This is a genomic window from Streptomyces sp. NPDC046862, from assembly GCF_040704615.1.
Taxonomy (GTDB): Bacteria; Actinomycetota; Actinomycetes; order Streptomycetales; family Streptomycetaceae; genus Streptomyces.
On sequence record NZ_JBEYXP010000054.1, the window covers coordinates 1 to 12,142 of the forward strand.

Below are 12,142 nucleotides of genomic sequence, written 5' to 3' on the forward strand. Positions count from 1 at the left end.
GGCCCCCTGCTTCCTCGGGGCCCGGCCCGACGAGAGCGGTCCCGGGACTGTGAGATGGCCGCCTCACGTCGAAGGGAGGACGCCCCCAGATGGGCAGTCACGAGGAGCAGAAGCCGACTCTCGCGATCCGGCTGATCCGGCACCTGCCGGAGCGGACCGCGAAGCCTGTGAGGAGGTGGCTGCTCTGGTGGCTCAGCAGGTAGCCGGATGCCCCCATCGCAGTGGGGGGCATCCGACGAGCTCTTGCTGAGCCTGGGCCTCCGCCTGGATACACCGGTCCGGTGCGGGGGCCTTCCTTGTGTCCAAGTACAGCACACCGGGTGCCCTCCAGGCATCGAACCCGTCCACCCCACCCCCCCGCACCCCGCGCCGGACTCGGCCTCGATGGGAACCCGCTGACCGCAACCCACTTCTCTGTGCTCCGGTGCCACAGGCGCTCTCCACCAAGAAACTCACTGGGGAAAGGAACCCAACCAAGCCCCACCCCTCCCGCCCACGGCATCCGCTCACTCGCGCGAGTGAACATCACCAACTGGGCTGGCTTCGGGGCAGGTCGGCTGCCTTACGCTCAGCGCGGCACCACACGCAGCACGCCACCACAGCCAAAGACGACGGCCCCCGCCGGGACTACGAATCCCAGTGCGAGGGCCTGACCACCAAGGAAGCAGACACCTTCCCGATGGATACCCAAAACCCTAGCGCGCCCCCGCACGCCCAGTCCCGTATCACAGGGAAAAACCACCCACGCCGACCCGCCCACGCGAAGGCTCACCCCGTCGGCGTCATCCACGACAACACCCGCCACACCACCCGCTTCACGGTGATCGGCAACCACCTCGCCCAGCACCCGCACTTGTCGGGACTGGCGATCGGGCTGGCCGTCCACATCCAGTCCCTGCCCACCGGCACCCCCGTGGACATCAAGACCCTCGCCGCCCGCTTCCCCGAGAGCCCGGCCCGTATCGCCGCCGCCCTGCGCGAACTCGAAGCCCACGGCTACCTGCGCCGCCCCCGGGAGCGCACCGAGAGCGGCCGGATCGTCACCCGCACGGTCTCCTGCAACCAGCCGGGCCGATCCGGCAGCGCGACCGAGACGCACAAGGCGCCCAAGCCATCGGCCCGCCGGGCGGCAACCACAGCCTCCCAGCAGAAGCCCCCACGCAGAGCAGCCCTCCCCGCCGTACCCCAGCCCGCGTACACATCCCCCACCCTCCTCCAAACCGCCACCGAGGTCCTCGCCGACCTCCGCCGCCACGACCCCCGCCTCCTCCTCTCCACCACCGACACCGCACACCTCGCCCCCGGCATCGCCGCCTGGCTGGAACGCGACCTCACCCCCACCGCCCTACGCCACGCCCTGACCAGCGACCTCCCACCCGACCCCCTCCGCCGCCCAGCCGCCCTCCTGGCCCACCGCCTCACCGCCCAGCTCCCACCCCTACCGCCGTGGCGCACACCTGACGAGCCCTCACCCGTCCTGCACCCCCTCCGGAACTGCGACGGCTGTGACCGCGGCTTCCGTTCACCCGAGCCCGGCGCACGCTGTCGTGACTGCCGCGAGCTCCGGCAGCCGATCCCCACCAATACCTGACGGAGCCGACCAGTCCTCGGCGTCCACCGGAAGTCAACTCCATGCGGTGCCGCGCTCACTCCTCCGGATGAACATCATCATTTGGGCTGCTATAAGGCCGCATTGCGTCCCTAATCTGACCGTAGGCCCGCCTTTGGCATGTGCCATAGGCAATACCCATCCCGCACCACCTCACCCACACAGGAACCCGCATGGTCAGCCCGCCCCACGAGGCGATGCACCGCATCTTCCAGGAGCGACCCGAGATTCTGGCGCCCGTCTTCGGGGTGCTGGGCATCGCGTTACCGGAGAAGGCTGCCGTGTACGCGATCCCGACTGACGTGACGGAGACCAGGCCAATGGCGCGCCACGTCGACACCGTGCTCCGCGTCGGCCCGTCCGACGGAGAGGACTTCCTGCTGGCCGTCGAGGCTCAGGAACGACGGGACACGAGGAAGGAGTCGAGCTGGCCCTATTACATCGCCTATCTCCAGGCGAAGTACCGCCTGCCGGTGCTGCTGCTCGTGGTCTGCCGCGACCGGGCCACGACCAAGTGGGCGACCGGACCGTTCGACTGTGGGACCCGTGGCTGGACCGCCCAGAGGACATACCCCCTGGTCGTCGGGCCGGACAACCTTCCGGTGATCACCGACGAGAGAACCGCTGCCGAGAAACCGGCGATGGCCGCGTTCTCCGCCCTGGCACATGCCAAAAGCCCCGACATCGACGCCATACTGGACGCAATGGGCCGTGCCCTCGCGGTGATGGACTGGAACGCTGCCACCTACTTCTGCCAATTCCTGGACTCGGGCCTGGGGAAGACCCCCGCCGGAGACAAGTGGAGGGACATCATGACGTTCGTCAACTACTTCCCCGGCCGAGGCACGGTCCTGGAAAAGGCGTACCTCGAAGGCGAGGCGACGGGGGAGGCCAGGGGCGAGGCCAGGGGAGTTCTGGCCGTCCTGGAAGTTCGCAACATTCCCGTCTCCGACGACATCCGTGAATCCATCATCACCTGCACCGACCCCGACCGTGTGGGCGACTGGCTCCGCAGGGCCGGCTCGATCGAACGTGCGGAAGAGCTGTTCACGGAGAGCCTGGAGGGCCTGGAGAGCTCCGAGGAGACGTCTCGCGATGCTTGAACCCCCGCGTATCTCATATCGTCTTCTCACCAGTCGTATGAGCCCGGAACTCCAGGAGAAGGTGAGTGGCCGAATGGTGGTCACGGCTTTCTGCATGGCTCTGGGACTGGCCCCGGAGGAAGCGATCGCCGACCAGAACGCACACCTGGACGAGATCAGCCGACGGGACTCCTTGCACCTGGACGAAGTTGTCGGTCTTCGTGCCATGGCAGGAAACTGGACCCCGGAATACATGGAGGGGTGGGCGGCCGGATTCGCCGAGGGGCGAGCCACCGCGGTTGTACGGATCCTGCAAGGCCGGGGCATCGAGGTCACCGGCAACACCTGGGAGCGTGTCACCGCCTGCTCCGACTTGGCCAGGCTCACTCAGTGGCTCTCCCGCGCCGCCACCGTCGCTCGCGCAGAGGACTTGTTCGCCTCTGTGGAGGACGTGTCGACCTGACTCCCTGGACCGACCCGTCATTGCGCATGTTCGGCAGTCAGAAGGTGATCGCGTAGCCGCGAGCGCATCACCAGCTGCGGCGACCCCGAGGCACTGCGCCACTGGCACCGGCGGGCCGTCATCGTCCCCTCGGCCGACGAGATCTTCACAGAAGGCGACTGAGCCCGAGCACGGGTAGCCCGCTGCACCCGTATACCCGTCAAACCCGTATACCCGTATACCCGTCACGGTCGCGACGCCGCCCCGCGTGGCGCCCGGCCGGGCGGCAGCTCCCCGGGCGACGGGAGCCGCGGCCCCTGCGGCAGCAGCTGGGTCAGGACGAACGACACGACGGACGCGAGCACCACGACCGCGACCGTGTCCACGTTGCCCAGCAGGACGACGACCAGGATCACGCTGCTGACGGGCAGCCGCAGGGCCGCGGTCAGAGACGCTGCCATCCCGGCCGCCATGGCCGGCACCAGGCCGAAGCCGGGCAGCGGAGCGAGCAGGGCGCCGGCCGCGCCACCCAGGAACAGTGACGGGAAGACGGGCCCGCCCCGCATGCTTCCCAGGCAGAGCGAGTAGGCCAGGGACTTGAACGCCAGCACCCCGACCAGGGCACCCACCGACCAGGCGTGCGGGTCCTGGGCCAGCGTGCTCAGGGTGGCCTGCCCGGACAGGGCGACGTCGCTCGGCGCCCGGCCGGTGGCGACCGTGTAGAGCGCGATGCAGCCGCCGGTGCCGAGGCCGCAGAGAGCGGTGTTCCGAAGCGTCCATGACGACACGAAGCGCGCAGTGAACCGCCCGCCCACGAAGACGACGTGGATCAGGAGCGCCAGGGTCGGCGCCAGAAGCAGCGACCACAGCACGTCCCCGACGTCGAGCGTCGGCGCCCTGGGCAGTTCGAGCTGCAGACTGCCGGTGTGCAGGCCGGTCCAGCTGCCGAACCCGGTGAACACCAGGTCCCCGATGCCGCTGGACAGCAGGACGGGCAACATCACCAGGAAGAGCTGCGGGCCGCCCACTCCGGCCACCTCCATCAGGAGCACCGCACCGACCAGGGGGTTCCCGAGGAGCGCCGAGATCGCCGCCGCGGCGCCGGCCGCGCCGAGCAGCCCCCTGCTCGCATCCGTCTGCGGCGCCCGTACGAGGCTCGCGAACAGCAGGGCCAGACCCCCGCCCAGACCGATCAGCGGCGCCTCGGGCCCCAGCACGACGCCGAGCGGCAGACCGGACAGGGCCGCGAGGACCACACCGGGCAGCCCGTTCTTCGTCATCCCGCCGGGATGCAGCCCGCCCGCCGGGACGTGACCGCCCCGCCCGGGAAGCCGCGTGACGATCAGGCCGACGGCCACCCCGGCCACCAGCAGCGGGGGGAACGCCCACCACCAGGGGGCCGGGTCATAGCCCAGGTCCCTGGGCCAGTCCGTCCAGATCAGCTCTTCGAGCTGCTGGATGGCCACGAGGAACCAGAACGCGATCAGTGACACCGGGATGCCGATCAGCCCGCAGAACACCAGCGCCTTGCGGTACTCGGGTCGGCTCAGCATCTCCCGCAGCTGATCGGCCTCCCGGGGCTGGCTGCCCGGCTCGGACCCGGCGGCCTGCGGCTTCGTCCCGGCGATGGGGTCCTCCCGGACTCGACGACTGGTCAGACGATTCCCCCGTAACGGGACGAGGCTATCCAGTTCGCCGCGAATCGTTCGTCACCACGCCGCCGGGTCCCGCCCGTCGTCAGCTCGGCCTCAGGATGACCGCCTGCCCGCCCGCCCCGGCCATGGCCACCTCCAGCGTGCTCTCCGCGGTGACGGTGAGGGTGCTGACCACGACCGGGGTCCGGAACGGGCTGCTGCCCGGCGTGCCGTCGGCGTAGACGGTGGCCGTGTAGGAGGTCCCGTCGTCCAGGAACGACAGCGGGAGTGACAGCGTCCGGGCCGTCTCGTTGGTCATCGCCCCGAGGTACCAGGTGGAGCCGTCGCGCCGCGCGACCGCCACGTACTCGCCGATGGATCCGGCGAGGGTCCGGCTCTCGTCCCAGGTCGTGGGGACGGCGTTGAACCAGGGCAGTCCGGGCCAGTTGGCCGTGTTGGTGTACTTGGACGGCTTGTCGTACCAGAAGAGGAAGTTGAGCGGCTGGTAGTACACCGCGGCCATCGCCATCTGGTGGGCGTTGGTCGTCTTGTTGCGGGACTGCCCGTAGCAGATCGTGTAGTCCATCGGGCCGCCGATGTTGCGGGCGAAGGGCAGCGTCACGTTGTGGGTGGCGGTCGGGAACTGCTCGTTGCCCCGGACGCCCTCCAGGCTGACGTAGTTTGGGTACGTGCGCTCGTAGCCGAACGGCCGGACGTCGTCGTGCATGTCGATCAGCAGCTGGTACGCGGCGGCTGTCCGCGCCCAGTCGGTGATCTGGTTCGTCATCGACTGGGTGCCGTCGTTGATGAAGCCGAGCTTGATGCCCGCGACGCCCCAGCCCTTGTAGAGGCCGAAGAGGGTGTCCGCGTCGGTGAGCGCGAGGCGGTTGACGTAGAGGAAGACGCCGATGCCCTTCTCGGTGGCGTACGAGATGACCGACGGCAGGTCGATGGCGGCGATCGGCTTGGTCGCGTCGGGGGTGGTGAACTCCGGGCCGTACCAGCCGGCGTCGTACTCGATGTACCGCAGGCCGCGCGCCACCGCGAAGTCGACGCCCTCGATGCCGGCGGCGGTGCTCAGTTCGCAGCGGAAGACCTTGCCCGGCTTGATCCACGAGGTGTCGGTGAGGGCGTTCTCCGGGGCCAGGTTGAGCACCAGCTCGGCGTTGTCGACCAGTTCGGCGTGCGTGGACCCGATCACCACGGCGCGCCAGGGCGTGGCGAACGGGGTGGTGACCGTGGTGGTCGTCTCCACCGGGCCGGTGCCGCGGGCGGTGTGCTCCATCAGGAAGGCGGAGAGAGCGCCCGGCTGCCCGGGGACCGAACTGAGCATCAGACGGGGGAAGTCCAGCCGCGAGGACTCGCAGACGCAGGCGATGAACCCGTTCGCGAGCGTGGCGGTCAGCGGCAGGTCGGTCAGTGGGCCCTGGTCCGTGCTCGACGTGCCGGTGGACGGGATCGCGTCGGGGGCTACTGGCAGGTAAGCGTTTTCATCACGGGCGCTGTAGACGGTGGTGCCGTCCGGGAAGGCGAACGTCGTCAGTTCGTCGGAGACGGTGGCCGTGCCGCCGCCGGAGCCGCCGCCGGAGCCGTCTCCGAGCAGGACGTAGCGCAGGGCGACGCCGGTCTTGTAGGCGCGGATCTGGACGCCGAAACGGATGCCCGAGGCGGTGTCCTCAAGGGCCCAGCGCTGCTCCTGGTAGTGGTCGGTGACGGTCGCGTTGCGCCCGTACACCGGGGACCAGGTGTCGTGGCAGGTGCGGCGCCCGCTGTCGAGCACCCGCACGCTGCTGCCCAGGCTGGTCCCGTCGCTCAGCCGGATGCCCAGGGTGGAGGTGTCGACCACCGTCGTGCCCTCGCGGGTGGCGGACCACCGCAGCGCCCCGTCCACCACCGACATGGTGATGGCGTTCGCGCCCATGCGCGCGGTGGCTCTGACCCGGTCGTCCGCCGCGAGGGCCGGTCGCGTGGCGCCGAGCCCCACCGCCGCCATCCCGACGGTGACGGCCGCGCCCCTGAGTACCCCCCGGCGGGACAGTGCCCCCGGTCGGCCGCCTCTTCCGGGTGTGGGCTCTTCCTGGTCTTCCCGGTCTTCCGAAGTTCTCATCGCGAGGGCACCTCTCCGTCGAGACGGCGGCAATTGGGTAGTAACCGTTTTCTGGAGAGAGTTGTACGGGGCCGGGGTGAGGAGGGTCAAGAGTGTTGCGGAACCTGATCTCTCGGGTTCCGCCCGGCTCAGCCCACCGCGGCCCGCGCGATCAGATCCGCGGCGGTACGGAGCCCGTCGCGCGCCCGGATCGTCTCCGAGGCCTTGGCCAGGATGGCTCGCGGGCCGGTGTCGGCGAGCAACTCGTCCAGGGCGCTGTGGAGTTGGGCGTCGGTGAAGCGGTAGGGGTCGAGCCGGACGCCGTGCCCCAGCTCGGCCATCCGCTGGGCGTTGTCGTACTGGTCCCAGAACAGCGGCAGAAGGATCATCGGCTTGCCGAAGTGGAGGCACTCGGTGGTCGTGTTGTTGCCGCCGTGGGTGATGACGAGGTCGACCAGCGGCAGGATCCGCGTCTGGGGGAGGAACTCGGCGCCCCACATGTTCGGCGGGAGCTCGATCTCGTCGTGCAGGGGGCCCTTGGAGACGATGTAGCGGTGCGGGGTGCGCGCGAGTGAGGCGATGACCCGGCGCATGAGGCCGACGTCGGCGGAGCCGAGCGAGCCGAGGCTGAAGTACACCAGCGCGCCGCCGTCCGTGCCGTCCGTGCCGGCCGCCGGACCGGTCAGCTCCGGCGGCAGGGTGAACTCCTCGTCCGTCTCCCGCACCGAGGAGTCCAGCCGGTGCCAGGTGGGGCCCAGCGGGCGGGCGTCGGTGTAGTCGGCGAGCTCCGGGTAGAGGTAGAGGTTCAGGTCGCCCTCGTGGAGGAACTCCATCTCGGGCAGCGGCCGTGCGCCCTGTTCGGTCACCCAGGTGTTGAAGTCGGCCCACAGGGCGCGGTGGGTGCGGTCGTACTCGGCGCGGAAGGCGTCCCAGCCGGTGCGGTCGTGGGCCGGGTACCCGGAGAAGGGCGGGGGCACGTGCTCGCCCTTCACCTCCAGGGGGTTGCAGGAGACGATCCGTACGAAGGGGACGCCCGCCGTGGTGAGCGCGGGGAAGCACACGACGTTGTCCTCGACGATCACGTCCGGCCGGACCCGGTCGATGATCGCCTTCAGTTGTGGTTCGCAGTAGCGGGCGCCGGAGATCAGCTCCTCCCAGACCGGCCTGATCCAGGTGCTGAGCTGCTCGATGGTCGGCTTGCGGAACTCGGGCGCCGTGTCCCGTATGAAGTCCTTCCAGAACTGGCCCGCGTCCTGCGGCTGTTCGGGCGGGGGCGCGAGATCGACCAGGTCCTCCTCGAAGCCGAGCGCGCCGAGCCTGCCCTTCCAGGAGGCCTCGGCCGCGAACACCACGCGGTGGCCCCGGCGGCGCAGGACGTCTCCGATGCCGACGCAGTTGTTCGTCGGGCCGTACGCGCTCTCCGGTGCGAAGAGGATGGTCAGCGGTCCGCTCACGTTCCTTCTCCCGTCGTCTGTGTCGTCTGTGTCGTATCCGTGGTGTCCGTCGTATCCGTCTTCTCGATCAGTACGGCGCTCTCCGGGGGCCAGGACAGTGCGACGCGGGCGCCCGGGGGCACGGGGGCCGGGCCGGGAACGGTGAGCAGGACCGGGCGGTCCAGGCCGGGGACCGTGACCGCGATCCGTGAGGAGCCGCCGAAGAAGCTGATGTCCAGGACCGTGCCGTGCAGCGGTGCGTCTGCCTCTTCCACCTCGTCGGCGGCGATCCGGATGCTCTCGGGGCGTACGGCGACGAGCCCCGCTCCCGTACCGGGGGCGGCGGGAGCAGGGAGGACGCCGACGCCCGGCACGTCGAGCCCGCCGGAGGCCGGCAGCCGTCCGGCGAAGAGGTTGTTGGCGCCGACGAAGTCCGCGACGAACCTCCCGCGCGGGCGCCGGTAGAGCTCGACCGGGGTGTCGACCTGCTGGACGCGCCCCTGGTCGAGGACGGCGATCCGGTCGGCGAGCGACATCGCCTCCTCCTGGTCGTGCGTGACGACGAGGAAGGTGATGCCGGCCTCGTGCTGCAGCCGCTTCAGCTCCAACTGCATCTCCGCGCGGACCTGTTTGTCGAGAGCCGACAACGGCTCGTCGAGCAGCAGCAGACGGGGCCGCTTGACGATGGCGCGGGCCAGCGCGACGCGTTGCCGCTGCCCGCCGGACAGCTGGTGCGGTCGTCGCCGTGCCAGGGCGGTCAGGCCGACCGTGTCGAGGACCGCCGCGACCCGTTCCCGTATCTCCGCCCGGGGCAGCCCTTCCCGTGCGAGCCCGTACGCGACGTTCCTCTCCACGGTCATGTGCGGGAACAGGGCGTAGGACTGGAACATCAGGTTGACCGGCCGCCGGTGCGCGGGCAGGGCCAGCAGATCGCGGCCGTCCAGGGTGACCGTGCCGCTGTCGGGCCGCTCGAACCCGGCGAGGACGCGCAGGAGGGTCGTCTTGCCGCAGCCGCTCGGGCCCAGCAGCGCGAAGAACTCGCCCTCCGCGATGTCCAGGCTCACCCCGTCCAGGGCGGTGACCTCGCCGAACCGTCGGGTGACCTCGTGGACACGGATCACGGCGCCTCCGAACGGATACGGCTCACGGCGCCCCCGTGAGCCGGCTGGGCCGGCTGGGCCGGCTGGGCCGGCTGATCCGCTGGGCGGCGATCACCACGGTGAAACTCACCGTCAGCAGGACGGTGGCCAGCGCGTTGATCTCCGGAGTGACCCCGAACCTGATCATCGAGTAGATGACGATCGGCAGGGTGGGATCCTGGGGCCCCGCGGTGAAGAAGGCGATGACGAATTCGTCGAGCGAGAGCGTGAACACCAGCAGCGCGCCCGCCACGATCCCGGGGGCGAGGCCCGGCAGGGTCACCCGCAGGAACGTGCCGACCGCCCCGGCGCCGAGGTCGCGGGAGGCCTCCTCCAGTGAGGGGTCGGCGTGGGCGATCCGGGTGCGGACGACGGCGGTGACGAAGGCCAGGCCGAAGACGGTGTGTGCGAGCAGGACCGAGTGCAGGCCGAGGGTCGCCGACACCAGGGAGTAGAAGGCCAGCAGGCCGATCGCGAGCATGATGTCCGGCAGGACCGCGGGCATCACCGACAGGGCGTGCAGCAGCCGGGAGCGGCTCGCGTGGCGGGCCAGTCCCACGGCGAGCAGCGTGCCGAGGACCGTGGACAGGCCGGTGGCCCCGGCGGCCACGACCACCGTGTTGACCAGGCCCCGCAGCACTTCGTCGTCGCGGACCAGCGTGCCGTACCAGCCGGTGCCGAACCCGCCCCACTGGTAGGGGCTTTCGGACCTGTTGAAGGACATCACCACGAGCACGACGACGGGCGTGTAGAGGAACACGTACGTCAGCCACAGCGGAAGTCCCGCCAGTCGGCGCATCAGCGACGCCCCGCCGTCCGGTGCCCGGCCCAGGCCTGCGCCATGAGCAGCAGGACCAGGAACGCCATGAGCGCGAGCGCCAGCACCGAGCCGAACGGCCAGTCGCGCGCGGTCAGGAACTGGTCCCTGATCAGGTTGCCGACCATGACCGTGCGCCCGCCGCCCAGCAGTTCGGGGACGACGAAGTTGCCGAGACTGGGCACGAACACGAAGACGCAGCCGGTCAGTACGCCGGGCAGGGTGAGCGGCAGCGTCACGCGGAGGAACGTACGGGCCGGGCGCGCGCCGAGGTCGGCCGAGGCTTCGAGCAGCCGTGGGTCGACCCGCTCGATCGCGGCGTACAGCGGCAGCACCATCAGCGGCAGGTAGGCGTAGAGCAGCCCGACGACGACGGCCCCCTCCGTGTAGAGGAGCTCCAGCGGCCGGTCGGTCAGTCCGAGCCCGGTGAGGGCCCTGTTGACAAGGCCCTCGCTCGACAGCAGCACGATCCAGGCGTACGTGCGCACCAGGAAACTGGTCCAGAACGGCAGCACGACCAGGACCAGGGCGACCGTCCGCCACCGCGCCGTCAGTCGGGTGATGGCGTACGCCGTGGGGTAGCCGAGCGCGAGCGCCAGCGCCGTGGTGATCCCCGCGATGCGCAGCGAGTCCACGAGGATGCCCGCGTACAGGGGGTCGGCGATCCTCGCGAAGTTCTCGCCCGTCACCCCGTCCTCGTACGCGATCCCGCCGAACCGGCCCCGCCGGAAGACCGTGTAGCCGGTCACCAGGGCCAGCGGCAGCAGCAACAGGACGGCCAGGTACGTGAATCCGGGGCCGATGAGGACGAGGCGGGCCCGCGTACGTGCTCCCGGCATCACCCCGCGGTGACTTCCGTGACGATCCGCGCGTAGTCCGCCGTGGCGTCCCCGACGTCGACGACCGACTCGCCCTCCAGCAGTTCCTCGGGCGTCATGGCGAGGGCCGGGTACTTCTTCAGCAGGCCGGGATCGAGCTCCGCCATGGCCGCGTCGTTGGGCACCTTGTAGAAGATGTTCGAGGCGACCCAGGAGTGCGTCTGGGCGTCGAGGACGTAGTTGATGAAGGCGTGCGCCGCCTCCTTGTTCTTCGACGACTTCAGAACGACCATCGTGTCGGCCCAGAGGTCGCTGCCCTCCTTGGGGACGACGAACCCGATCCGCTTGTCGTCGGTGGGACACCAGCCGTCCCAGGCCTCCGCCAGCGCGGCCTCCCCGGACTTCAGCCGGTCGCCGAACGTGGTGTCGTCGTACGCGAGGAGCCCCTTCTTCGCACCCAGCAGCAACTCCTTGACGCGGGCGAGTTCCTGGGCGTCGGTGGTGTTCACCGAGTAGCCGAGCACCTTCTGCGCGGGGAGGAAGAGCCAGCGCTCGGTCTTGAGCATGGTGATCTTCTTCTTCAGCGCGGCGCGCGGCTTCAGCAGGTCGTTCCAGCTGTCGGGGGTGTAGCCCGTGAGGTCTTTGCGGTAGCAGAGGCCGGTGGTGCCCCAGGTGTAGGGGACGGAGTACCTGTTGCCCTTGTCGTGGGCGAGGCGGGACGCCAGCGGGTCCAGGTTCTTCAGGTGGGGGACCAGCTCGTGGTGGATGGGTTCGAGCAGCCCCTGCGCGGCGAGCGCCTGCGCATACTGGCCCGACACGAACGCCACGTCGATGCCGCTGCCGGAGGCGGCGGTCAGCTTGGCGACGACCTCTTCGTTGGTGGTGTGCTTCGTGACGGTGACCGGGGTGCCGACGGCGGACTTGAAGCGGGAGGGCAGATCCTCCGGCATGTAGCCGTCCCAGTTGGACACCGTGAGCCGCTGCTTGCTCAGGTCCGCCTCGGGGTCGAGCTTCGCGGAGGCGGCGGGCCCGCCGCGCGCGGGCTCACCGCCATCGGCGCCACCGCAGGCGGAGAGCACGAG

The 12,142-nt window shown here is 70.1% G+C and carries 10 protein-coding genes; 3 read left to right on the forward strand and 7 right to left on the reverse strand.

What is annotated here, in order from left to right:
* Nucleotides 1-679 precede the first annotated feature (679 nt).
* The 3 genes from AB0959_RS41640 (at nt 680) to AB0959_RS41650 (ending at nt 3,154) form a co-directional block, all read left to right on the forward strand.
* On the forward strand, nt 680-1,591 hold the full coding sequence (locus tag AB0959_RS41640) for a helix-turn-helix domain-containing protein (protein ID WP_366832040.1): 912 nt from the start codon (nt 680-682) through the stop codon (nt 1,589-1,591).
* A 191-nt stretch (nt 1,592-1,782) separates the two neighbouring features.
* Nucleotides 1,783-2,712, forward strand: coding sequence for a hypothetical protein (locus AB0959_RS41645; RefSeq protein ID WP_366832041.1), 930 nt, complete (start codon nt 1,783-1,785; stop codon nt 2,710-2,712).
* Between the two features lie 73 nt (nt 2,713-2,785).
* Entirely contained in the window at nt 2,786-3,154 is a 369-nt protein-coding gene (locus tag AB0959_RS41650; protein ID WP_366832042.1) for a hypothetical protein, read from the forward strand.
* Nucleotides 3,155-3,378: 224 nt separating this feature from the next.
* Here AB0959_RS41650 and AB0959_RS41655 read toward each other — a convergent pair whose 3' ends face one another.
* From AB0959_RS41655 to AB0959_RS41685, 7 genes are all read right to left on the reverse strand, one after another.
* Nucleotides 3,379-4,686: a chloride channel protein gene (locus tag AB0959_RS41655; RefSeq protein ID WP_366832043.1), complete on the reverse strand. Its 1,308-nt coding sequence runs from the start codon at nt 4,684-4,686 to the stop codon at nt 3,379-3,381.
* A gap of 184 nt (nt 4,687-4,870) precedes the next feature.
* Nucleotides 4,871-6,874 (reverse strand): glycoside hydrolase family 97 catalytic domain-containing protein, encoded by a 2,004-nt coding sequence (locus AB0959_RS41660; protein ID WP_366832044.1) that lies wholly within the window; start codon nt 6,872-6,874, stop codon nt 4,871-4,873.
* A gap of 128 nt (nt 6,875-7,002) precedes the next feature.
* A complete protein-coding gene (locus AB0959_RS41665; protein ID WP_366832045.1) occupies nt 7,003-8,307 on the reverse strand; it encodes a nucleotide disphospho-sugar-binding domain-containing protein in 1,305 nt (434 codons plus the stop codon).
* Nucleotides 8,304-9,407: an ABC transporter ATP-binding protein gene (locus AB0959_RS41670; RefSeq protein WP_366832046.1), complete on the reverse strand. Its 1,104-nt coding sequence runs from the start codon at nt 9,405-9,407 to the stop codon at nt 8,304-8,306. Before AB0959_RS41670 ends, AB0959_RS41665 begins: the two co-directional genes overlap by 4 nt.
* A 22-nt stretch (nt 9,408-9,429) precedes the next feature.
* The gene (locus AB0959_RS41675; RefSeq protein ID WP_366832047.1) at nt 9,430-10,224 is read right to left on the reverse strand and encodes an ABC transporter permease; all 795 of its coding nucleotides are present in this window, start codon (nt 10,222-10,224) and stop codon (nt 9,430-9,432) included.
* On the reverse strand, nt 10,224-11,081 hold the full coding sequence (locus tag AB0959_RS41680; protein WP_366832048.1) for an ABC transporter permease: 858 nt from the start codon (nt 11,079-11,081) through the stop codon (nt 10,224-10,226). Before AB0959_RS41680 ends, AB0959_RS41675 begins: the two co-directional genes overlap by 1 nt.
* Nucleotides 11,081-12,139, reverse strand: coding sequence for a spermidine/putrescine ABC transporter substrate-binding protein (locus tag AB0959_RS41685; protein ID WP_366832049.1), 1,059 nt, complete (start codon nt 12,137-12,139; stop codon nt 11,081-11,083). The genes AB0959_RS41680 and AB0959_RS41685 overlap by 1 nt, the downstream gene beginning before the upstream one ends.
* Between the last annotated feature and the right edge of the window lie 3 nt (nt 12,140-12,142).

Coding starts and splice junctions, on each gene's coding strand:
- AB0959_RS41680 (WP_366832048.1), bottom strand. CDS start 11,081: ATGCCGGGAGCACGTACGCGGGCCCGCCTCGTCCTCATCGGCCCCGGA.
- AB0959_RS41640 (WP_366832040.1), top strand. CDS start 680: ATGGATACCCAAAACCCTAGCGCGCCCCCGCACGCCCAGTCCCGTATC.
- AB0959_RS41645 (WP_366832041.1), top strand. CDS start 1,783: ATGGTCAGCCCGCCCCACGAGGCGATGCACCGCATCTTCCAGGAGCGA.
- AB0959_RS41675 (WP_366832047.1), bottom strand. CDS start 10,224: ATGCGCCGACTGGCGGGACTTCCGCTGTGGCTGACGTACGTGTTCCTC.
- AB0959_RS41660 (WP_366832044.1), bottom strand. CDS start 6,874: ATGAGAACTTCGGAAGACCGGGAAGACCAGGAAGAGCCCACACCCGGA.
- AB0959_RS41655 (WP_366832043.1), bottom strand. CDS start 4,686: ATGCTGAGCCGACCCGAGTACCGCAAGGCGCTGGTGTTCTGCGGGCTG.
- AB0959_RS41650 (WP_366832042.1), top strand. CDS start 2,786: ATGGTGGTCACGGCTTTCTGCATGGCTCTGGGACTGGCCCCGGAGGAA.